Genomic DNA, 20,192 nt, shown 5'->3' with positions numbered 1-20,192 from the left:
TCCGGTGTCAGGCTGAGCGGGCGACGATCACCGGGATGCGGGCGGCCTGCACGACCGCGCTGCTCACCGAGCCGAGCAGCGCGCTCCCGACGGCACCCTCGCCGTGGCTGCCCACCACCAGCAGCTGCGCCGCATCGGCGCGTTCGATCAGTCGACGAGCGGGCTGATCGGCGACCGCAACCGGTTCGACGGTGACCCGCGGATAGCGCTGCCGCCAGCCCGACAGCTGCTCGGCGAGTTCGCGCTCCACGCCCGGCCGCAGCTCCTCCCAGTCGAAGCCGGGAAGGTCGAACGCTCCCGGGGACCACCAGGCGTGCACTGCGACGAGGGTGACTCCCCGTTGGGCGGCTTCGGTGAACGCGATCTCCATCGCGGTCCGCGAAGCGGCCGAGCCGTCGAACCCGGCGACGACGGGCGCATCGGCGGCCGGGGGCGGTCCGTCGTGGACGACCGCCACCGGCCCGTGCGCGCGGTGTACCAGTCCGGTGCTGACGCTGCCCAGCACGGTGCGGGCCAGCGCGCCGCGTCCGCGCGATCCGACGACGACGATCCTGGCCGTCCGGGACGCCTCGACCAGCGCCGCCATCGGGGGGACGACGGCGAACTCGGACCTCACCGGGACGGCGCCATCAGTGAGGTCCCGGGCGATCCGCGCGGCGTCGTCGAGGATGTCCTTGCCGATCTGACGCTGCCACTCCAGCAGTCCGGTGGGTATCGGCGCGATCGGCCACATGCCGATCGGCGGCGTCGCCGCATAGAGCACGGCCAGCGGTGCGCCGTGGCGCACCGCTTCGTCGGCGGCCCATTCGAGCGCCGCCTGCGAGGACGGTGAATCATCGACGCCGACAACCACTTCCGGGCCATTGACTGCGGTGCTCATGTCGCGGCGTCCTCTTTCGTTGCGGCCGGCCCGGGCAGCCGGATCATCCGTTCGCCACGCTGGGATGGATCATCGCCAGCGCAGGGCGACCCGACCGGGGGCGGCGCGCCGCAGCCGCCAGACAGGCCAGGGCCTTCTTGATGCCGAACGCGATCTCGTCGACATCCGGCGCGCCGTCGTCGTCGCTGCTGATCCCGAACACGAGGTTGTCGCCGTCATTCAGGATGGCCACCGCGGTGCGCAGCCGCAACGTCAGGGCCGGTACGGGAAGCACCCGGACCACCGCTCGGCCCTGCAGCGTCTGCGGCCACCCGGCGACGGCAGTGTCCATAGCGGTGTCCATGGTCACCGCCACCACGCCGCGCTGCGGCAGGCCGGTGAGCAGGTCGACCGCGCTGAGCAGCGCACCGGCACCGAAGCGCTGCCTGCGGCCCCTGGCCGCCAAGAGTCGCCGCTGCACGGTGAGCAGTTGGGTGACCCGATCCACTTCGTGCACCGGCAGCGCGGGCAGCATCCCGGAGACACGCAGCGAGTCGGGACGGGGTTCTTCGCCGCGGCGCAGCAGTGCGGCGCGGAAGCTGTCGGTGATCGCAGACAATGCGACGTCGTCGAGAGCGACGCCGAAGGTCCGGCAGATCGGTGCGACCCCGGACAGTGGCACCTCCACCGCGCTGTAGCGGTGCATGCCGGCGACGGGCCGGCACAGCCGGTTCGACACGGCCCGCATCCCGGTCTCCAGCATCCGCGCCGCGTCCTCGACGATGTCGCGGACCGCGCGGACCCACCCCGATGGTGCAGGGTCGTCGACCGCGCGCGGCGCGGCGGCGCCCACGCCGCGGTCGGTCGCAGCGGCGAGCATGCGCACGGCCGCGGAGCTGTCGGCGATGTTCGGATCCACTGTGAGCACGACCGCCCAGCGGTCGTGGGCGAGACCCTCGATCACCCAGCACTGCCACAGCGGTTGCCTGTCGCCCGACGGCGTCCTGATCGCCTGCGCGACGTAACCGAACAGGTCCTCGTCGCCGCCGGGATGCTGCAGCGCAGCGTGCCGGAGACGGCCAGGAACATCGGATCCGATCCCGAGCAGATGCGGAATCGCCGCCAGCCGCTCGCCGAGTCCCTCGCTCAGTGCGTCGGCGTCGGGGATCGGGCCCTCGAGAATCAGCACGGCGCCGGCGGCGGGATCGGTGGTCCGGTCGGTGTCCTGCGCGTGCACGCCCCCACTATCAGCGCCGGCGGACCGGTGCGGCAGAGGCGGAGGTCCCTTGCGAACGGGACCTTTGCAAGCGCCCTTGCCCCCGCGCAGCCGTCTTGCCCCCATACTGGACAGATGGTCACCGTGTTCCTGGTCGACGATCACGAAGTGGTGCGGCGCGGACTGATCGATCTGCTCAGCGCCGACCCGGAACTCGACGTGATCGGCGAGGCGGGGTCGGTGTCCGAGGCCCTGGCCCGCATTCCCGCCCTGCAACCCGACGTGGCGGTGCTCGATGTGCGCCTGCCCGACGGCAACGGCGTCGAATTGTGCCGTGACCTGCTGTCCCGGTTGCCCGAGCTGCGATGCCTGATGCTGACGTCGTTCACCTCCGACGAGGCCATGCTCGATGCCATCCTGGCCGGCGCCAGCGGCTACGTCATCAAGGACATCAAGGGCATGGAGCTGGCCAAGGCCGTCAAAGAGGTCGGCGCGGGCCGGTCGCTGCTCGACAACCGCGCCGCGGCCGCGCTGATGGCGAAGCTGCGCAACGCCGCCGAGCGCACCGACCCGCTATCGGGGCTCAGCGAGCAGGAGCGGGTGCTGCTGGATCTGCTCGGCGAGGGCCTGACCAACAAACAGATCGCCGCCCGGATGTTCCTCGCCGAGAAGACCGTGAAGAACTACGTGTCGCGGCTGCTGGCGAAACTGGGCATGGAGCGGCGCACTCAGGCCGCGGCGTTCGTCTCCAAGCTCGACCGGCCGCACCGGTCCGCAGACGAGTAGCACGCTGCGCATTCAGCGATTTTGGGGCTGCCTGCCGAGCAGGTAGTATGGATCGACGGTGCGGTTTGCGCGCCGACTTCTTGCGTGCCTGTCGGGAATTCCCGAGATCCGGCTCACGTTGCTAGTCGGAGCCAATCAGTCTCGAAGCTGCGCCGACCAGGCCAACACGCCGACACGAAACGAAAAGCAAGGATCGCTAAAGAGTATGGCCAAGAAAGACGGTGCCATCGAGGTCGAGGGCCGCGTTGTCGAACCCCTGCCCAATGCGATGTTCCGCATTGAGCTGGAGAACGGACACAAGGTGCTCGCCCACATCAGCGGCAAGATGCGGCAGCACTACATCCGCATCCTCCCCGAGGACCGCGTCGTTGTGGAGCTCTCTCCCTACGACCTGAGCCGCGGCCGCATCGTGTACCGCTACAAGTAACCACACCGACGAGAAGAAGGATCGCGACAGCCGTGAAGGTGAACCCGAGCGTCAAGCCGATCTGCGACAAGTGCAGGGTGATCCGCCGGCATGGGCGGGTCATGGTGATCTGCTCCGATCCCCGCCACAAGCAGCGGCAGGGCTAGCGGCTGGTCCGCCGGCTCTACCCACACAACTCCAATGTTGACCTCCCAGTACCACTGAGCGGATAGGCCGCTCGAACACGCCCGGCACGGAGGCCGGGCCCCGGCACGAGCCCGGGAACGGACTGGGATCAGACCTCCGCATAGAGAAGGAAACACCCTGTGGCACGTCTCATGGGCGTCGATCTCCCGCGCGACAAGCGCATGGAGATCGCGCTGACCTACATCTACGGCATCGGCCGTACCCGCTCCCAGGAGATCCTGGAAGCCACCGGCATCAGCCGGGACCAGCGCACCAAGGACCTGACCGACGATCAGGTCACCCAGCTGCGCGACTACATCGAGGGCAACCTCAAGGTGGAGGGTGATCTGCGCCGCGAGGTGCAGGCCGACATCCGCCGCAAGATCGAGATCGGCTGCTACCAGGGCCTGCGCCACCGTCGCGGCCTGCCCGTGCGCGGCCAGCGGACCAAGACCAATGCGCGCACCCGCAAGGGCCCCAAGCGCACCATCGCCGGCAAGAAGAAGGCCAGGTAACCCGAGATGGCACAAGCCAAGAAGGGCGCGCCCAAGAAGGGTGCCGCCAAGACCCGCCGCCGGGAGAAGAAGAACGTCCCGCACGGCGCCGCGCACATCAAGAGCACGTTCAACAACACGATCGTGTCGATCACCGACCCTCAGGGCAACGTCATCGCGTGGGCCTCGTCGGGTCACGTGGGCTTCAAGGGCTCGCGTAAGTCGACGCCGTTCGCCGCCCAGCTCGCCGCCGAGAACGCTGCCCGCAAGGCGCAGGAACACGGCGTGAAGAAGGTCGACGTGTTCGTCAAGGGCCCGGGCTCGGGTCGTGAGACCGCCATCCGCTCGCTGCAGGCCGCCGGCCTCGAGGTGGGCGCCATTTCCGACGTCACCCCGCAGCCGCACAATGGCTGCCGTCCGCCCAAGCGGCGCCGGGTCTAGGGGAGGAAGAAACACTCATGGCTCGTTACACCGGACCCGTCACCCGCAAGTCGCGCCGCCTCGGCGTCGACCTCGTCGGCGGAGATCAGTCGTTCGAGAAGCGCCCCTACCCGCCCGGCCAGCACGGCCGCGCGCGGATCAAGGAGAGCGAGTACCGCCAGCAGCTGCAGGAGAAGCAGAAGGCCCGCTTCACCTACGGCGTCATGGAGAAGCAATTCCGCCGCTACTACGAGGAGGCCAACCGCCTCCCCGGCAAGACCGGTGACAACCTGCTGCGCATCCTGGAGAGCCGGCTCGACAACGTCGTGTACCGCGCCGGTCTGGCCCGCACCCGCCGGATGGCGCGCCAGCTGGTCAGCCACGGCCACTTCACCGTCAACGGCGTGAAGGTCGACATCCCCAGCTACCGCGTCGCGCAGTACGACATCATCGACATCAAGGACAAGTCGATCAACACGCTGCCGTTCGAGCTGTCTCGGGCCAACGCGGGCGATCGTCCGATCCCCGGCTGGCTGCAGGTCGTCGGCGAACGTCAGCGCATCCTCGTGCATCAGCTGCCCGAGCGCGCGCAGATCGACGTGCCGCTCACCGAGCAGCTCATCGTCGAGCTCTACTCGAAGTAAACGTTCACGGCCGAACCCGGCCGCGAATCACCTAACGGCATCAAATAGCGGTTGCCGAGAAGGAGAAGAACACCATGCTGATTTCTCAGCGCCCCACCCTGAGCGAAGAGGTCATCGCCGAGGACCGCTCCCAGTTCGTCATCGAACCGCTGGAGCCCGGATTCGGCTACACCCTCGGAAACTCGCTGCGCCGCACGCTGCTGTCGTCCATCCCGGGCGCGGCCGTCACCAGCATCCGCATCGACGGTGTGCTGCACGAGTTCACCACGGTGCCCGGGGTCAAGGAAGACGTCACCGACATCATCCTGAACCTCAAGGGTCTCGTCGTGTCCTCCGAGGAGGACGAGCCCGTCACCATGTACCTGCGCAAGCAGGGTCCCGGTGAGGTCACCGCGGGCGACATCGTCCCGCCGGCCGGGGTCACCGTGCACAACCCGGACATGCACATCGCGACGCTGAACGAGAAGGGCAAGCTCGAGGTCGAGCTCGTCGTCGAGCGTGGTCGCGGCTACGTGCCCGCCGTGCAGAACAAGGCGTCCGGCGCGGAGATCGGCCGTATCCCGGTCGATTCCATCTACTCGCCGGTGCTCAAGGTGACCTACAAGGTCGAGGCCACCCGTGTCGAGCAGCGCACCGACTTCGACAAGCTGATCCTCGATGTCGAGACCAAGAGCTCCATCAGCGCGCGTGACGCGCTCGCCTCGGCGGGCAAGACGCTGGTCGAGTTGTTCGGTCTGGCAAGGGAACTCAACGTCGAGGCCGAGGGCATCGAGATCGGGCCGTCGCCGGCCGAGGCCGATCACATCGCCAGCTTCGCGCTGCCGATCGACGACCTGGACCTGACGGTGCGCTCGTACAACTGCCTCAAGCGCGAGGGCGTGCACACCGTGGGCGAGCTCGTGGCCCGCACGGAGTCCGACCTGCTGGACATCCGCAACTTCGGCCAGAAGTCCATCGACGAGGTGAAGATCAAGCTGCACCAGCTCGGCCTGTCGCTCAAGGACAGCCCGGCGAGCTTCGATCCGTCCGAGGTCGCCGGCTACGACGTCGCAACCGGCACCTGGAACAGCGATGCCGGCTACGACGTGGACGACAGCCAGGACTTCGCCGAAACCGAACAGCTCTAAAGAACATCCGTCCCGGCCCTACCTGATACGGGGGCCGGCCCCACATAGGAGATAGTCGCAATGCCCAAGCCCACCAAGGGTCCTCGCCTCGGCGGGTCGTCCTCGCACCAGAAGGCGCTGCTGGCCAACCTGGCCACCTCGCTGTTCGAGCACGGCCGTATCAAGACCACCGAGCCCAAGGCGCGGGCATTGCGGCCGTACGCGGAGAAGCTCATCACCCATGCGAAGAAGGGCACGCTGCACAACCGGCGTGAGGTGATGAAGAAGATCCGCGACAAGGACGTCGTGCACACGCTGTTTGCCGAGATCGGCCCGTTCTTCGCTGATCGTGCCGGCGGCTACACCCGCATCATCAAGGTCGAGAACCGCAAGGGCGACAACGCTCCCATGGCGGTCATCGAGCTGGTGCGGGAGAAGACCGTGACGTCGGAGGCCAACCGGGCGCGCCGCTCGGCGGGGGCCCAGAAGGTCGCCGCCGCTGCCGCGCCGCAGGCTGCGGTCGAGCCGGAGGAGACCGAAGGCCCTGAGGTCGACGAGGTCGACGAGGTCTCTCCGGCCGAGGTCGTCGAAGAAGACACGGCGATCGAGGAGGCCCAGGAGGCTGAGGCTGCCGACGAGGTCGCCGAGGCCGAGGCTGACGACTCGAAGTAGTGACGTGGTGAACACGCCCGCCATCGATTCCGATGGCGGGCTTGTTCGTTTGAGGCTCGACATCGCCTACGACGGAACCGATTTCGCCGGCTGGGCCACCCAGGCCGGTCAGCGGACGGTGGCCGGGGTGCTCGACGACGCGCTGGGCACGGTGTTCCGCACGACGGTGCTGACCCGTGCGGCCGGCCGCACCGACTCCGGGGTGCATGCCACCGGACAGGTGGCGCACGTCGATGTTCCCGCTGCAGCGCTGCCGCATGCCTATCCGCGCACCCGCCGGGCCGCGGATGCGGAGTTCGGGCCCCTGGTGCGGCGACTGGGCCGGATGCTGCCCGAGGACGTCCGGATCACGCAGATCTCGCGCGCCGCAGCGGGTTTCGATGCCCGTTTCTCGGCGCTGCGGCGGCACTACGTCTACCGGTTGTCGACAGCACCGTTCGGTGTGACACCTCAGGACGCACGGTTCGTGACGGCCTGGCCGCGGCCGGTCGACGTGGACGCCATGTCCGCGGCGGCCCGCGGACTGCTGGGGCTCCGCGACTTCGCGGCGTTCTGCCGGCACCGCGACGGCGCGACCACCATTCGCGATCTCCAGCGCCTCGACTGCGTGCGCGCAGCCGAACGTATCTCGATCCACGTCAGCGCCGACGCATTCTGCTGGAACATGGTGCGGTCACTGGTGGGCGCGCTGCTCGCGGTGGGCGAGCATCGCCGCGACGCCGCGTGGTGCGCGGCGCTGCTCACCGAGACGCGGCGCTCCAGCGATTTCGCGGCGGCGCCGGCGAGGGGTCTGACGCTCGTCGGCGTCGACTACCCACCCGACGACGAGCTCGCCGCGCGCACCGTGATCACCAGGGATCTGCGCAGCGCCGACGAGATCCGTTAGATCCGCCCGGCCACGAAGTCGGCCGCCTGGTTCACCATGCCGGCCTTGATGTAGGCGGGGGCGAGGTGGTCGGGCCAGTAGTCCTGCCAGTTGTTGGGGTCGGTCGGATTGCAGATCGGATCGTCCCCGTGGCACAGCTCGATGATCTTGTCGCGCAGCGCCGGGTTGGTGAAGTTCGCGAGTGGGCCGACCCACTGGCTGCCGTTGCCGAACAGCGTGACCGCGGCGACCTGTCGGTCTGCGCCGTCGGCCATCGGGTTCTTGAACCCGAAGGCGGCGATCGGAACGGCCACCACGACGTCGGTCACCGCCGCGCCCAGCGAGTATCCGCCCAGCACCAGCCGGGTGTCGGGGCAGGCGCCCGCCATGTAGGAGACGCGCTGGCTCATGTCGTTGGCGCCGACGTCGACCTCGGTGTCGGCGGGGTACTTCACCGCGTACAGCCGGACGTTCTTCCCGGTCTTGTCGCGCAGCGCCGACGCCAGGGCGTTCCCGATCTGGCCGGCGCCGGGCGATTCGAGACGGCCCCGGGCGAAGATCAGCTCGGCTTGGGGACACGACTCCGCCGACGCGACGGGTGCGGTCGGCCCGATCAGTCCCGCGGCCACCGCCGCGGCCGCGGCCACCGCCGCGGCCGCGGCTACGGACCCCAGAGTGCGGCGTCGACCCTTCAGCGAGACATTCACCCGGCCGATCATAGCGATCAGCGGTGACCGGCGTCGTGGTTCTCGCAGTCGGTCAGACCCGGCCCGCAGCGAACCCGGCGGCCTGCGGGACGAACGGCGACGATTCGTAGCGGGTGTGCGCGAAGGGGTTTCGACCGTCCGAGCAGATCGGATCGCCGTCGGCGCACAGGTCGATCGCTTTGCCGGCGAACGACCCCGCCGCCGAGACCGGATTCCCGAACTTGGTTGCCGGATTGCCGAAAACCGTGACCGCGGCGACGTTCCCGTTCAGAACCGGCGCCAGCGGGGGTGCCGATCCGATGTCGCCGATCTTGTTGCCCAGCGGGGGGACTCCGGCCAGCATGTCGACGACCGCGGCGCCCTGGGAGTACCCGCCGAGCACGATCCGGGTGTCGGGGCATTGCGCGGCCATCGCCGCGATCCGGCCTGCGGCGTCGATCGCGCCGACCGAGGTGTTGAGGAAGTCGTAGCTGGCGGGATAGTTGACGCCGTAGGTCGTTACGGTGCGGCCGCCGAGCTGGTTGGACAGCGCATCGGTGAGAGCCTGGCCCACCCTGCCGACACCCGGGGGCTCACTGGTTCCCCGGGCGAACACCACCTCGACATCCGGGCACGGCTGGGCCGACGCTGCCGCGGGCAGGACAACGGAGGCGGCCGCGGGGATCACCGCGACGGCAACGGCGGCACGCAGCAGGCGGCTCAGTCGGTCGATTCGCACAAGACACCGTAACGCATAGCCGGTCTACAGAAGTCCCGCGACGAATCCGGCCGCCTGGTCGGCGAGGCCGGACTGGGCGTAATTGCTGTGGGCGGGGATGTCGTCGCCGCCGGAGCACACCGGGTCGCCGGGGGTGCACAGGTCGATCGACCGCGGGCCCCAGACCGGACTCGAGGTCAGCGGCAGGCCGATCTTGGCCGACGGGTTGCCGAACACGGCGATCGCGGCGACGTGGTCGGGGGCGTTGGGCGGCAGAGGGGCGGTGAACCCTGCGCCGGGTACCGGCACCGCGGCGATGACGTCGATCACCGCGGCGCCCTGCGAGTACCCGCCGAGCACCAGTCGGGTGTTCGGGCAGTTCGCGATCATGTACTGGATGCGGTTGCTGGCGTCGTTGGCGCCCGCGGCGACCTTCAGGAAGTCGTAGGTCGCCGGGTAGTCGACCGCGTAGGAGCCGACCGAGCGGCCGCCGACGCGTCCGCTCAGCGAGTCGACGAAGGCCGAGCCGACGCGGCCGAGACCGGCCGGTTCGTCGGTGCCGCGGGCGAAGACGACCTCGATGTCGGGGCAGCCCTGCGCGTGGGCGACGGGTGCCGCGACGGCGGGCGCGAACACGAATGCCGTACTGGCCAACAGCGTCGCGACGAGCGCCGGCCCGCGGCGGATATCAAGATCGATCTTCATCCCGACGATGTTAGTTCACCTAGCGGGGCATCCGGCCACGTCGCGGCGTTGGCCTCGTCGAGGTGGTCGCCGCGGTCGCCCTGGCGGGCCAGCGCCAAGCCGGCCAGCACGATCGCTCCACCGACAGCCTGGGTGGCCGTGACGGCCTCGCCCAGCAGCACCCAGGCGGCCAGCACGGCGAACATCACCTCGGAAAGGCCGACCAGCGAGGCGAACCGCGGCTTGAGCCGGGCGATGCCCACGATGCCGAGGGTGTAGGCGATCGCCGTGGGAAGCAGGGCCAGCGCGACGACGGGCAGCACCCAGGACGTGGTCCAGCCGGCCACCACGGTGTCGTTGGCGGTGAAGGTCAGCGGCATCAGCCCGGTGATCCCGAGCAGCGCGACGGCCCCCGCGCCGACGATCAGGCCGGCCGCCGCCAGCGTGATCGGATGCACACCGGATTCGGTACCCGATCCGCTGACGTTCTCCGACATCAGGAAGTAGCAGGCCGCGCAGACGGCGGCCGCCAGGCCCCACCCGACGCCGACCAGGTTGATGTCGACACCGGAGAAGCCGTGCGGCCCGACCAGTCCGAGCACCGCGGTGATGCCGGCCACCGCCAGCGCCACACCTCCGAGGGTGAGCGCGGTGGGCCGACGCCGGGTGGTCGCCCACAGCCAGCCGACCACCAGGATCGGTGCGGTGTACTCGAGCAGCAGCGCGACGCCGACCGACAGATGGGCGACGGCGTTGTAGTAGAACAGCTGGGCCCCCGCGATCGGGATCAGCCCGTACGCGATCACGGTGCGCAGGTGGCGGCGTGCCTCGCGCACCCAGCCCGGGTGTGCGACGGTGGCGAACACGGCCATCGCCAACGCCCCGCCGGCCAACCGGGCGGTGACCGCGGCCGTCGGGCTCCAGCCTGCGGTCATCAACGCCTTGGCGAACGGCCCGGAGCAGCCGAACGCGAACGCCGAGCCGATCGCGAAGAGGAGACCGCTACGAAACCGCGACGTGGGCGTGAGCACGGTCATGGGTGCGCCTCCGGGTTCGGATGCCTCAACAGCAAAGACATGAGTAAAATCAACTTTGGTCATGACGCTACCGCCGAAAGGAGTCATGAGTCAAATGCTTTTCAGTCATGACACCGAGCTCACTCTCCGGGCGGCGGGAGTGCTGATCAACTCCGACCGGGTAGACGGTGAACAGCTCGGTGACCTTCCCGCGCTGGACGAATACCTGGACAGCTTCGGATGGACGGGCAGGCGGGATCACGACGCCGCCGAGCTCGAGTCGGTGCACCGGCTGCGCGCCCGGCTCGGTGCGATCTGGGAGACCGCAGGCGACGAGGTCAGGGCGGTGGGGCAGGTGAACGCGCTGCTGGCCGACACCCGCGCCGCGCCCTGGCTGACCCGGCACCCGGAGATGCCCGAGTGGCATCTGCACCTGGCCTCCATCCACGATCCGCTGTGGCAGCGCATGGGCGCCGAGATGGCGATGGCACTGGCCGACCTGATCCGCTCCGGCGAATTGCGCCGACTGAAGGTGTGTGCGGCGCCGGACTGTGACGCCGTGCTGATCGACCTGTCCCGCAACCGGTCGGGCAAGTTCTGCGACACCGGCAACTGCGGCAACCGGCAGCACGTCGCCGCCTACCGCGAGCGCCGCTCCAACAGGTGATCCGACCCCCGGCGCGGCGTCGTTACGCTCGCTCGAGGGGGTGTGATGCGGCAACCGACCACGCGACTGCAGGTCAGCGGTCACCGGTTCCTGGTGCGCAGGATGGAGCACGCGCTGGTCCGCGGCGACACCCGAATGCTCGACGATCCGCTGCGCGCGCAATCGATGTCGCTGGCCGCCGGTGCGGTGTTGACGGCCCTCGCCGTCGCGGCGTGTGCGGTGCTGGCGGTGTTCCGGCCGGCAGGGGACGTCGGGGACGCGGCAGTGGTCATGGCCCGGGAGAGCGGCGCGCTGTACGTTCGGGTCGACGACACGCTGCACCCCGTGCCCAACCTGACGTCCGCGTGGCTGATCGCGGGCAACGCCGCGCCACCGAGGGTGGTGGCCCAGGACGCGGTGGACCGGGCGCGGCGAGGCGCGCAGATGGGCATCCCGGGTGCGCCGCAGCACATCCCCGCCCCGATGCCGTCCGCCGAGTCGTCGTGGACGGTGTGCGACGACGGCACCGCGACGACCGTGATCGCGGGGCCCCTCGCCGACGGCGTCGCGCCGCCGGAGCGCGGCGTGCTCGTCAGGCCGCTCGGCGCCGGTGCGGCGCTGACCTATCTGCTCTATGACGGCCGCAGGGCCCGGGTCGACCTGCGGCATCCCGCCGTCGTCCGGGCGCTGCACCTCGATCACGTTGAGCCACAGCTCGTCTCGCCCGCCGTGCTGGCCGCCGTTCCCGAGGCGCCGGCCATCGCGGCGCCGCACATCCCGGACCGGGGGACCGCCGGGCCGGGGCGGCTGCGCGACCGCCCCGTCGGCACCGTCGTCGCGGTGCCAAGTGCCGGACGCGGGCCGGATCTGTTCGTCGTGCTCGCCGGCGGACTGCAGCGCGTCGGCGAAGTCGCCGCGGACCTGATCCGCTACACCGATGAGCGCGTCGGCGAAGTCGCCGTGGTGAGCCCGGACCTCGTGGGCGAGCTTCCCGTCGTCGACAGCCTGCCGGTCGGCACGTATCCCGACCGTGCCGGTGTCAGCCGAGCATCGGCGGTGTGCGCTCGATGGCAACCGGCACCTGGCGAACCCGCTTCACACACAACTGTTCTGGTCGGCGACACGGTTCCGGTGCGCGACGAAGCGGTCACCCTGGCTCAGGCCGACGGCCCCGGCCCGGCCGTCGACGCGGTCGCCGTGCCGAGGGGCCGCGGCGCGTTCGTCCAGTCGGTGGCGCTCGGAAGTGGTCCGGACAGCGTGGGACCGTTGTTCCTGCTGACCGATGCGGGCGTGCTGTTCGGCCTCGAGAACACCGACACCGCCGCGCGGCTGGGGCTGCCACTGCCCGCGGCGCGGGCTCCATGGCCCGTTCTCGCGGTGCTGCCGCGCGGGCCCGACCTCAGCACCCGGGCCGCGTCAACCCGCAGAGACGTCGTCGCCGCGCGGCCGTGACCGGCGCAGTGCCGCGCACAGCACCGCCACCCCGCCGACCAGACCCGCGCAGAGCAGGACGCCCCTGACCGGTGCCGCGGCTGCGGTCGGCCGGGTCTCGCCGGGACTGTCCGACAGCGAGGTCGCGGCCCGCGGCGGGGAGCCCGGGGTCAGGTCGCCGACTGCGGCGAGCACGTCGACGACACCGTGGCCCACCGCAGGTTCCCACCCGGAGGCGGGGTGCCGAGCGGTGTCCTCGATGCGCGCCATGACCTGACGCGCCGTCAATTCCGGGTGGCGCGTGCGGACCAGCGCCGCGACCCCGGCGACCATCGGGGCGGCATAGCTGGTGCCCGACAGCGCGTTTCCCGACGGTGAGGAGTCGACCAGTCCGTCACCCGCCGGCGCGAGCGACACGACGTTCTCGCCGGGCGCAGCGACGTCGACCCACGGTCCGGCGAGGCTGAAGTCGGACGCCGACCCGTCGGCGGCAGCGGAACCGACGGTCAGCACGTAGTCGTCGTACCACGCGGGGCTGGCGACCACCGAGACGGCGTCCCTGCCTGCGGCATCCCGGAAGTTCTGGCCGGGGCACTGGCCCGCGGCGCCGACGTTGCCCGCCGCGCTGACCACGACGGTGTTGGTGACGTCCACGGCGTAGGCCAGCGCCGCGCCGAGCGCCCGATCGTCGAGTCCGCCGTCGGCGGACAGGCACGCCACCGACGAGATGTTGATCACGGTGGCGCCGAGGTCGGCGGCGAGCCGGACAGCTGCGGCGAGTGTATCGACGTCGCCGACCCCGGGGCCGGCGTCGTCGGTGTAACGGAACTTGTTGCTGGACTGCCGGATCGAGAGCAGTGACACCTCGGGAGCGATCCCGCCGAACGCGTGCGGGTCCGCCGGATCGGGAGCCGCGGCGATGATGCCGGCGACGATCGTGCCGTGTCCGTCGCAGTCGGCGGACCCGTCGGCCGCGGCGACGAAGTCGCCTCCGGGCACCAGGCGGGGGAGGCGGCGATGGCGGGCCACGCCGGTGTCGATGACCGCGACGGTCTGCCCGGCGCCGCGGGTGAGCGCCCACACGGTCGGCAGGTCGTCGAGGATGCGTCCCCGGCCGGTGGGCGCGCGGGTGGCCACGCAGTCCTCGCGTTGCTCGGTGGGCCGTGGCGGTCGGGCCGGCCCCGCTGCGGGAAGCCGGGTCTCGTCGATCGGCGGCGGTGTGACCGCCGCGTGCGCCTGCGGCGCCGGGGTGAGGGCGGCCGTCAGCGCCGTCACCGCGAGCAGTCGACCGAGGCGGGTCACGGCAGGTTCATCGCCCGGACCGCGTCATAGACGCCCGCGACCCAGGCGCCCAGCGGCACCACGGCCGCCAGAGAGGCGTATTCGGCGAGATGAATCGTCCAGCGCGACAGCGGATTCGGTGGCGATTCGCGCAGCCACCCGCGCAGGGCGGCCGCGCCGCCCGCGGCGACGGCGGCGCACCACCACGGCGCCCAGTGCGGGGCCGCGGTCACGGTCACCCACACGGTCACCAGCAGGGCCGCGAATCCTGTTCCCGACAGCGTGGTTCGACGTACCGCATCGGCGTGCACGCGCTGCCGCAGCAGGAGAAGCGCGGCGACGACGGCCGAGAACGTGGCAGCGAGCGCCCGCGCCACCGCCGCGTCCGCGGCGACCAGGACGGCACCCGCGACGGCGGTGCCCGCCCAGCCGGCCAATAATCCGGTCAGGATGCGGTGAGCCGTCAGCGCGCGCCCGGCGCCGACGGTGTGCCGCGTCGGCCCCAGTTCCGCGGTCACGACCGTCAGCGTCGGCGCAGCCGACAGCAGGGCAAGCGACAGCACGGTCAGCAGCGCGCCGGTGGCCCCGACGCCCGGCGCGGCGACCACCTGCACGCCTGCGGCCGCCGCGACCGCACCGGCGGTTGCCGCACATCCGCTCATCGCGGTCACCGCGCCGGTTCCCAGACGCGCCAACGTCACTGCCATCAGCAGCGCCGCGCCCGCCGCGAGGAGCCCCGCCGTCGGCCACGTCGCGCCCGCACCCGACAGTGCGCCCGTCACCGCCGCATGGAGGACGGCGCCGAGGGACAGCACGGTGCCCAATGGCCGCGGTGCCCACTCGATCGCCGCCGTCACGGCGCTCGCCGCGGACAGTGCCGCCGCCACCCACAGCGCCGGCTGCTGACCACCCACTCGGCCCGCCCAGATCAGCGCCGCCGCGAGCACCACGATCACGACGAGCCCCACCGCGGCGGCCGGTCCCGTCCCGCGCGGGGCGGGACCACGGACGGCCGCGCTCACGACACCGGCCGGATCGCCGAGCGCGATCCGGGGCGGAGGCGGCGGCGCCACGGTCAGCAGGATCAGATCGCCGTCGCGAACAGCGTTGTCCCGCAGCGTTACCGACAGGTCGAGCGGCACGCCGCCGGGGCGGGTCAGGAACCACCGGGTCGGTTCCGCCGGCGCATCCGTCGCGCCGAGCACGATGTCGACGATCGACGGCAGCAGCACGCCGACCGGGCAGCCCGTCGGTAACGCGACGTCGGCGGTCGTCTGTCGCGCAGGCGCGTGAACGGACACCCGGCACACCGTATCGGTCACTCAGGCAACGTAACTCGACCCTCAGGGGGTGTGACGCACGAAGATCGTGCCGAACGGGACGGAACCGGTCGAGCTGCTGGTGCGTCTACACATGCATGGAACCCGAGCATCCGCCGGGCGGCCGGATCGCTCTGGAGGCGCCGCCGCCGCTACCAGATGCCACCGCTGTCAGCCCGCTGGCGCGGCTGATGCCGATAGCGATGATCGCCGCGATGGTCGGCATGAGCGCGCTGTACCTCAGGTCGGCCGGCTCGAATGCCCGCAGCCCCATGATGCTGGTCCTGCCGCTGATGATGCTGGTGTCCGTGGTCGGCATGCTCGTCCACAGCGGCCGAGGTGCGGGGCGCTCCGCCGAGATCAACGCGGCCCGTGCCGAATATCTGCGCTATCTCGACACCGTCGACGGCGTGCTGGCGGCGTCCGCGGTCGATCAGCACGCGTGGCTGTACCGTCACCATCCTGATCCCGCGGCACTGTGGACCATCGCCGGCTCGGGCCGGATGTGGCGCCGTGACGAGCGCCATCCCGAATGCTTGGCGGTCCGTGTGGGTGTCGGTAGCGCGCCCGCGGCGACGACGCTCACCGCGCCCGGACTCGGGCCTGACGAGGACCCGGTCACCGCCGGCGCCGTGCGCCGCCTCCTGCAGGACCGGACGGTGGTCGCCGACGTGCCCGTGCTGGTATCGCTGTCAACGGTGCGCACGTTGTCGGTGACCGGGGATCCCGGGATCAGCCGCGCGGTGGCGCGGGCGATGGTGTGCCAGGCCGCTGTTGCCCACCCGCCGGACACACTCGGCATCGCGGTGTCCTCGACCGGCAGTGCCGGCACCGAGTGGGACTGGGTGAAGTGGTTGCCCCACAGCCGGACTGCCGGCGCGCCGCGGCACCGGCTGATCATCGCCGACGGTGCCGAACCATCCGCGCAGCGAGAGGGGATCACCGTGCTCGCGGTTCGCTCCGCAGGCCCGCAGTCGGCGGTGACGGTGGAGGCCGACGGCATGGCGATCGACGCCGGACCTGACATGCTTTCCCTGGCTGAGGCGGAGGCGTGTGCCCGTCGCATCGCCGGCAGATCCCCGCAGGCCGGCACCCCGCGGCGCGGCAAGGCGGACTGGCTGTCGCTGATGGCGTTCGACGATCCCGAGGGTTTGGACCCCGAGGCGATGTGGGCGGCGTGCACCGGACAGGCGGCACTGCGGGTGCCGATCGGCGTGTCCGACGACGGCGGCGTGGTCGAACTCGACATCAAGGAGGCAGCCGTCGGCGGGATGGGTCCGCACGGGCTGTGCGTCGGCGCCACCGGATCGGGCAAGTCGGAGTTCCTGCGCACGCTGGTGCTGGGCATGATCACCACCCACTCACCCGATGTGCTGAACCTGGTTCTGGTCGACTTCAAAGGAGGCGCGACATTTCTCGGTCTCGACCAGGCCCGGCACGTGTCGGCGGTGATCACCAACCTCGCCGACGAGGCGCCGTTGGTGGCACGGATGCACGACGCGCTCTCCGGTGAGATCAACCGCAGGCAGGAGGTGCTGCGGGCGGCCGGCAACCTCGCGAACATCGCCGACTATCAACGTATTCGGGTGCACGACGGCCGGCTGGCGCCGCTGCCCTCGCTGTTCATCGTCGTCGACGAGTTCTCCGAACTGCTCAGCCGCCACCCCGACTTCGCCGACCTGTTCGTCGCGGTCGGCCGCCTCGGCCGGTCACTGGGTGTGCACCTGCTGCTCGCCAGCCAGCGCCTCGACGAGGGCAGACTGCGCGGGCTGGAGGCTCACCTGTCCTACCGCATCTGCTTGAAGACGTTCTCGGCCGCCGACTCCCGCGCCGTGCTCGGGGTACCCGACGCCTACCACCTTCCCGCACAGCCCGGGGCCGCGTACCTGAAGACCGCCTCCGAGCAGGTCACCCGGTTCCAGACCGCGTTCGTCTCAGGGCGGTACACCGTCAGCGATGCCGCGGGGTCCAGTGCCGTTGTGGCGCAACGCTTCAGCTACGCCGCCGAGGTCGAAGGGCCCGTACGGGCTGCCGCCTCCAGGCCGTTGCTCGACACCGTGTTGACCCGGCTGGCCGGGCGGGGCCGCGCGGCCCACCGCGTGTGGCTGCCGCCGCTGTCGCACTCCCCGGCGCTCGACGACCTGCTGCGCGGCTCACCCGCCGGCAGCCTGCGGGTGCCGATCGGTGTCGTCGACTGCCCCTTCGAGCAGCGGTACGAGCCACTGATGGTCGACCTTTCGGGCGCCGCGGGCAACGTCGCGGTCATCGGCGCGCCGCAGTCGGGCAAGTCCACCGCGTTGCACACGCTGGTGTCGGCGCTTGCGGCCTGCCACGACGCCCGGGCAGTCCAGTTCTACTGCCTGGACTTCGGCGGCGGCACGCTGCGCACGCTGGCCGACCTCCCGCAGGTCGGGTGCGTCGCCGGCCGGCGGGACCCAGATCTGTGCAGGCGCACGGTGGCTCACGTCGAAACGGTGCTGAGCACTCGAGAGTCCGAGGGGCGCGTGGGCCGCGAGCCCACCGATCGGCCCGCAGACGTCTTCCTCGTCGTCGACGGATGGTCGACGGTCCGGCAGGATTTCGGCACCCTCGAGACGGCGATCACCGCGCTCGCCGCCCGGGGCCTGTCCTACGGTGTGCACGTCATGCTCGCCGCGTCGCGGTGGGCCGACCTGCGGCCCGCGCTCAAGGATCAGATCGGCACGCGCATCGAGTTACGCCTCGGCGAGGCCGCCGAATCCGAGATGGACCGGCGGCGTGCCCGCGACCTGGCCACCGCACCGCCCGGGCGCGGCCTCACCCGTGACGGCCGCGAGATGGTGATCGCCCGCCCGTTCGCCGCCGCGGTCCGCCGGCATCCCGACGGGTTCGTCGCGCCGCGCGTCGAACTCCTGCCGGCCACGGTCCGCCACGACACGATCGAGCACGGCCCGCGGCGGCGCGGGCAGGTGGTCGTCGGCATCGGGGAACGCGATCTGTGTGCTGTCACCCTCGACTTCGCCGAGCACCCGCACCTGCTGATCCTGGGCGAAGGGGAGTGCGGCAAATCGGCGCTGCTGCGCACGCTCTGCACCGAACTGGTGCGCGCCCACGGTGAGGAGGAGGTGTCCCTGGAGATCGTCGACTACCGGCGCACCCTGCTCGGTCTCGTCGAAACCGGCCACCTGGCCGGCTATTCGGCGTCTCCGGTGGCGCTCACCGCCCGCCTGGCGGCGCTGACCGCCCGCCTGACCGACCGCATGCCCGACGAACACGTCACGCAGCGCCAGTTGCGGGACCGCTCCTGGTGGAGCGGTCCCGAGGTGTTCGTCGTCGTCGACGACTACGACCTCGTCGCCGGGGCCACAGGCAACCCGCTGACCCCGCTGGCCGACTTCCTGCCGCACGCCAAGGATCTCGGCCTGCATGTCGTCGTGGCGCGGCGCTCCGGCGGGGCGGCACGCGCGATGTTCGACCCGGTGCTCGCCCGCATGCGCGACATGGGGTGCTCGGGGCTGATGATGAGCGCCGCGCCGGACGACGGAGTCCAACTCGGTGCGACGCGCCCCGGACCGCTGCCCCCGGGCCGCGGCACGCTCGCCGTGCGCGGTCGACCCGATGAGCTGATCCAGGTCGGTTGGCTCGACCCGCCGTGACGCCCGTCGTCGTCGAGGTGGGACCGGCGACGGTGCGGGGACCCGAGGTCGCGCCGGCCGAATGGGTCGAGCAGGCGATCGGTTGCCTGGCTGATCGCCTGACGGTCGTGGACGGCCGCCTCGTCGAGGTCGCGGTCCTGTGGCGCGACGTGCTGGCCGCCGCGTCCGGTGCGCGGCCGCACACGCTGGCGCTGGTGCTGCCGACCTGGTGGCCGGCTTCCGCGGCGGCGATCGTCACCGCCGCGGCGCAGGAGTTCACCTCCGACGTCGTCGTGTTTCGCCGGGCGGCGATCCTCGCCTCGGCGCACGGCATGGCCGTGGTCGAACTCGCCGACGACATCGTGGTGATCCAGACCCCTGACGCCCCGGTGCGCATCCTGGATCGCGAAAAGGTCTCCGTGCCAGACACTCTGGACGGCCTCGGTCCCGCGCTTGTGGATGTGCCCCCAGGCGTCGTGCCCCCGTCGGGTCGGCCGTGTGAGCGCAGCGGCAGGCGGCACGTCGTGCGCGCCGTTGCGGCGGCGACGGCTCCGCTCAAGCGCCGCGGAAGGACCGGGTTGCAGACGGCGGCCGTGCTCGGCGGCTGTGCGCTCGCGCTGGCGGGGACGGCTCCGTGGTGGGCGCGGTACCCGGCACCCGCGCAGTGGGTGCTGTTGACCGAGGGTCGAGTGGCGATGGACGTGCCGGCAGGGTGGACCGTCCACCGCATCACGGCGGGACCGGGCTCGGCGCGGGTACAGGTGTCGGCGCCCGGCGGAACCCCGGCGCTGCACCTGACGCAGTCGGTCACCTCAGGTCCCGCGTCATTGTCCGACGTCGCTGAATCTCTGCGCTCGGCAATCGAATTCGCGCCGAACGGGGTGTTCGCGGACTTCCGGGCCGATGCGACGGTGGGCGACCGCCCGGCAGTGACCTACCGCGAACTGCGGGCCGGCAGCCAGACCGACTGGGCGGTGGTCGTCGACGGCGACGTGCGGATCGCCGTGGGTTGTCAGGCCGAAGGACGACCCGCGGGCGGTCCCGGCGAGGAATGCGTCCGCGCGGTGCGCAGTGCCCGTGCGGTCGGCTGAAACTCGATCGGGGACAAGGGAACCGAAAGGGAGGCCGGTGCGTCCAACTCTG

21 protein-coding genes are annotated in these 20,192 nt (G+C 71.1%); 13 read left to right on the top strand and 8 right to left on the bottom strand.

From position 1 onward, the window contains the following. Positions 1-7: 7 nt before the first annotated feature. Positions 8-880: a universal stress protein gene (locus G6N45_RS26300; protein WP_163726882.1), complete on the bottom strand. Its 873-nt coding sequence runs from the start codon at positions 878-880 to the stop codon at positions 8-10. Between the two features lie 43 nt (positions 881-923). After that, entirely contained in the window at positions 924-2,096 is a 1,173-nt protein-coding gene (locus G6N45_RS26295; protein ID WP_246228803.1) for a wax ester/triacylglycerol synthase domain-containing protein, read from the bottom strand. Between the two features lie 114 nt (positions 2,097-2,210). Here G6N45_RS26295 and dosR point away from each other — a divergent pair, with 114 nt between their 5' ends. The 9 genes from dosR (at position 2,211) to truA (ending at position 7,675) form a co-directional block, all read left to right on the top strand. After that, positions 2,211-2,861 (top strand): hypoxia response regulator transcription factor DosR/DevR, encoded by a 651-nt coding sequence (gene dosR / locus G6N45_RS26290; RefSeq protein ID WP_163726875.1) that lies wholly within the window; start codon positions 2,211-2,213, stop codon positions 2,859-2,861. Between the two features lie 205 nt (positions 2,862-3,066). Further along, positions 3,067-3,288 carry a translation initiation factor IF-1 gene (gene infA / locus G6N45_RS26285; protein ID WP_003418601.1) on the top strand — a complete coding sequence of 74 codons (222 nt, stop codon included), beginning with the start codon at positions 3,067-3,069 and terminating at the stop codon, positions 3,286-3,288. A gap of 32 nt (positions 3,289-3,320) precedes the next feature. After that, positions 3,321-3,434 carry a 50S ribosomal protein L36 gene (rpmJ, locus tag G6N45_RS26280; RefSeq protein ID WP_003879483.1) on the top strand — a complete coding sequence of 38 codons (114 nt, stop codon included), beginning with the start codon at positions 3,321-3,323 and terminating at the stop codon, positions 3,432-3,434. 159 nt (positions 3,435-3,593) lie between these two features. Next, positions 3,594-3,968: a 30S ribosomal protein S13 gene (gene rpsM, locus G6N45_RS26275; protein WP_014814332.1), complete on the top strand. Its 375-nt coding sequence runs from the start codon at positions 3,594-3,596 to the stop codon at positions 3,966-3,968. Between the two features lie 6 nt (positions 3,969-3,974). Further along, the gene (rpsK, locus tag G6N45_RS26270; protein ID WP_043405918.1) at positions 3,975-4,388 is read left to right on the top strand and encodes a 30S ribosomal protein S11; all 414 of its coding nucleotides are present in this window, start codon (positions 3,975-3,977) and stop codon (positions 4,386-4,388) included. A 17-nt stretch (positions 4,389-4,405) separates the two neighbouring features. Further along, the gene (rpsD, locus tag G6N45_RS26265; protein ID WP_043405921.1) at positions 4,406-5,011 is read left to right on the top strand and encodes a 30S ribosomal protein S4; all 606 of its coding nucleotides are present in this window, start codon (positions 4,406-4,408) and stop codon (positions 5,009-5,011) included. A 74-nt stretch (positions 5,012-5,085) separates the two neighbouring features. Beyond that, positions 5,086-6,138 (top strand): DNA-directed RNA polymerase subunit alpha, encoded by a 1,053-nt coding sequence (locus G6N45_RS26260; RefSeq protein WP_163726872.1) that lies wholly within the window; start codon positions 5,086-5,088, stop codon positions 6,136-6,138. A gap of 60 nt (positions 6,139-6,198) precedes the next feature. Further along, entirely contained in the window at positions 6,199-6,789 is a 591-nt protein-coding gene (gene rplQ / locus G6N45_RS26255) for a 50S ribosomal protein L17 (RefSeq protein ID WP_163726870.1), read from the top strand. Positions 6,790-6,796: 7 nt separating this feature from the next. Continuing rightward, entirely contained in the window at positions 6,797-7,675 is an 879-nt protein-coding gene (gene truA / locus G6N45_RS26250) for a tRNA pseudouridine(38-40) synthase TruA (RefSeq protein WP_163726866.1), read from the top strand. Here truA and G6N45_RS26245 read toward each other — a convergent pair. From G6N45_RS26245 to G6N45_RS26230, 4 genes are read right to left on the bottom strand one after another with little or no spacing between them, the layout of a single operon-like run. Next, on the bottom strand, positions 7,672-8,373 hold the full coding sequence (locus tag G6N45_RS26245) for a cutinase family protein (RefSeq protein WP_163726863.1): 702 nt from the start codon (positions 8,371-8,373) through the stop codon (positions 7,672-7,674). The genes truA and G6N45_RS26245 overlap by 4 nt on opposite strands. Before the next feature lie 40 nt (positions 8,374-8,413). Then, complete coding sequence (locus tag G6N45_RS26240; RefSeq protein WP_407664254.1) at positions 8,414-9,079, bottom strand: cutinase family protein; 666 nt, start codon at positions 9,077-9,079, stop codon at positions 8,414-8,416. A gap of 24 nt (positions 9,080-9,103) precedes the next feature. Then, positions 9,104-9,763 (bottom strand): cutinase family protein, encoded by a 660-nt coding sequence (locus G6N45_RS26235; RefSeq protein WP_163726860.1) that lies wholly within the window; start codon positions 9,761-9,763, stop codon positions 9,104-9,106. Next, positions 9,760-10,779, bottom strand: coding sequence for an EamA family transporter (locus G6N45_RS26230; protein ID WP_163726857.1), 1,020 nt, complete (start codon positions 10,777-10,779; stop codon positions 9,760-9,762). The genes G6N45_RS26235 and G6N45_RS26230 overlap by 4 nt, the downstream gene beginning before the upstream one ends. Positions 10,780-10,873: 94 nt before the next feature. On the opposite strand from G6N45_RS26230, the gene G6N45_RS26225 reads away from it, so the two are divergent. Continuing rightward, positions 10,874-11,425: a CGNR zinc finger domain-containing protein gene (locus tag G6N45_RS26225; RefSeq protein WP_057151072.1), complete on the top strand. Its 552-nt coding sequence runs from the start codon at positions 10,874-10,876 to the stop codon at positions 11,423-11,425. A 45-nt stretch (positions 11,426-11,470) separates the two neighbouring features. Next, the gene (gene eccB, locus G6N45_RS26220) at positions 11,471-12,856 is read left to right on the top strand and encodes a type VII secretion protein EccB (RefSeq protein WP_163726853.1); all 1,386 of its coding nucleotides are present in this window, start codon (positions 11,471-11,473) and stop codon (positions 12,854-12,856) included. Here eccB and mycP read toward each other — a convergent pair. Further along, positions 12,821-14,137 (bottom strand): type VII secretion-associated serine protease mycosin, encoded by a 1,317-nt coding sequence (gene mycP, locus G6N45_RS26215; protein ID WP_163726850.1) that lies wholly within the window; start codon positions 14,135-14,137, stop codon positions 12,821-12,823. The two genes, eccB and mycP, sit on opposite strands and share 36 nt — an antisense overlap. Beyond that, complete coding sequence (eccD, locus tag G6N45_RS26210; protein ID WP_163726847.1) at positions 14,134-15,438, bottom strand: type VII secretion integral membrane protein EccD; 1,305 nt, start codon at positions 15,436-15,438, stop codon at positions 14,134-14,136. The genes mycP and eccD overlap by 4 nt, the downstream gene beginning before the upstream one ends. A gap of 95 nt (positions 15,439-15,533) precedes the next feature. Between eccD and eccCa the strand changes: the two genes are divergently transcribed. Both eccCa and G6N45_RS26200 read left to right on the top strand, forming a co-directional pair. Next, on the top strand, positions 15,534-19,070 hold the full coding sequence (gene eccCa / locus G6N45_RS26205) for a type VII secretion protein EccCa (RefSeq protein ID WP_163726844.1): 3,537 nt from the start codon (positions 15,534-15,536) through the stop codon (positions 19,068-19,070). Continuing rightward, positions 19,052-20,140: a type VII secretion-associated protein gene (locus tag G6N45_RS26200; RefSeq protein ID WP_163726841.1), complete on the top strand. Its 1,089-nt coding sequence runs from the start codon at positions 19,052-19,054 to the stop codon at positions 20,138-20,140. Before eccCa ends, G6N45_RS26200 begins: the two co-directional genes overlap by 19 nt. Positions 20,141-20,192: the final 52 nt, after the last annotated feature.

The organism is Mycolicibacterium psychrotolerans, assembly GCF_010729305.1.
In the GTDB taxonomy this organism is placed as follows: domain Bacteria; phylum Actinomycetota; class Actinomycetes; order Mycobacteriales; family Mycobacteriaceae; genus Mycobacterium; species Mycobacterium psychrotolerans.
The sequence above is the reverse complement of the archived record's forward strand: the minus strand, read 5'-3'. Positions and strand labels throughout refer to the sequence as shown.

What these genes read in the sequence shown, in the direction of transcription:
- G6N45_RS26300 (WP_163726882.1), bottom strand. Translation starts at nt 880, where the DNA reads ATGAGCACCGCAGTCAATGGCCCGGAAGTGGTTGTCGGCGTCGATGAT.
- dosR (WP_163726875.1), top strand. Translation starts at nt 2,211, where the DNA reads ATGGTCACCGTGTTCCTGGTCGACGATCACGAAGTGGTGCGGCGCGGA.
- infA (WP_003418601.1), top strand. Translation starts at nt 3,067, where the DNA reads ATGGCCAAGAAAGACGGTGCCATCGAGGTCGAGGGCCGCGTTGTCGAA.
- rpsK (WP_043405918.1), top strand. Translation starts at nt 3,975, where the DNA reads ATGGCACAAGCCAAGAAGGGCGCGCCCAAGAAGGGTGCCGCCAAGACC.
- rpsD (WP_043405921.1), top strand. Translation starts at nt 4,406, where the DNA reads ATGGCTCGTTACACCGGACCCGTCACCCGCAAGTCGCGCCGCCTCGGC.
- G6N45_RS26260 (WP_163726872.1), top strand. Translation starts at nt 5,086, where the DNA reads ATGCTGATTTCTCAGCGCCCCACCCTGAGCGAAGAGGTCATCGCCGAG.
- rplQ (WP_163726870.1), top strand. Translation starts at nt 6,199, where the DNA reads ATGCCCAAGCCCACCAAGGGTCCTCGCCTCGGCGGGTCGTCCTCGCAC.
- G6N45_RS26245 (WP_163726863.1), bottom strand. Translation starts at nt 8,373, where the DNA reads ATGATCGGCCGGGTGAATGTCTCGCTGAAGGGTCGACGCCGCACTCTG.
- G6N45_RS26235 (WP_163726860.1), bottom strand. Translation starts at nt 9,763, where the DNA reads ATGAAGATCGATCTTGATATCCGCCGCGGGCCGGCGCTCGTCGCGACG.
- G6N45_RS26230 (WP_163726857.1), bottom strand. Translation starts at nt 10,779, where the DNA reads ATGACCGTGCTCACGCCCACGTCGCGGTTTCGTAGCGGTCTCCTCTTC.
- G6N45_RS26225 (WP_057151072.1), top strand. Translation starts at nt 10,874, where the DNA reads ATGCTTTTCAGTCATGACACCGAGCTCACTCTCCGGGCGGCGGGAGTG.
- eccB (WP_163726853.1), top strand. Translation starts at nt 11,471, where the DNA reads ATGCGGCAACCGACCACGCGACTGCAGGTCAGCGGTCACCGGTTCCTG.
- eccCa (WP_163726844.1), top strand. Translation starts at nt 15,534, where the DNA reads ATGGAACCCGAGCATCCGCCGGGCGGCCGGATCGCTCTGGAGGCGCCG.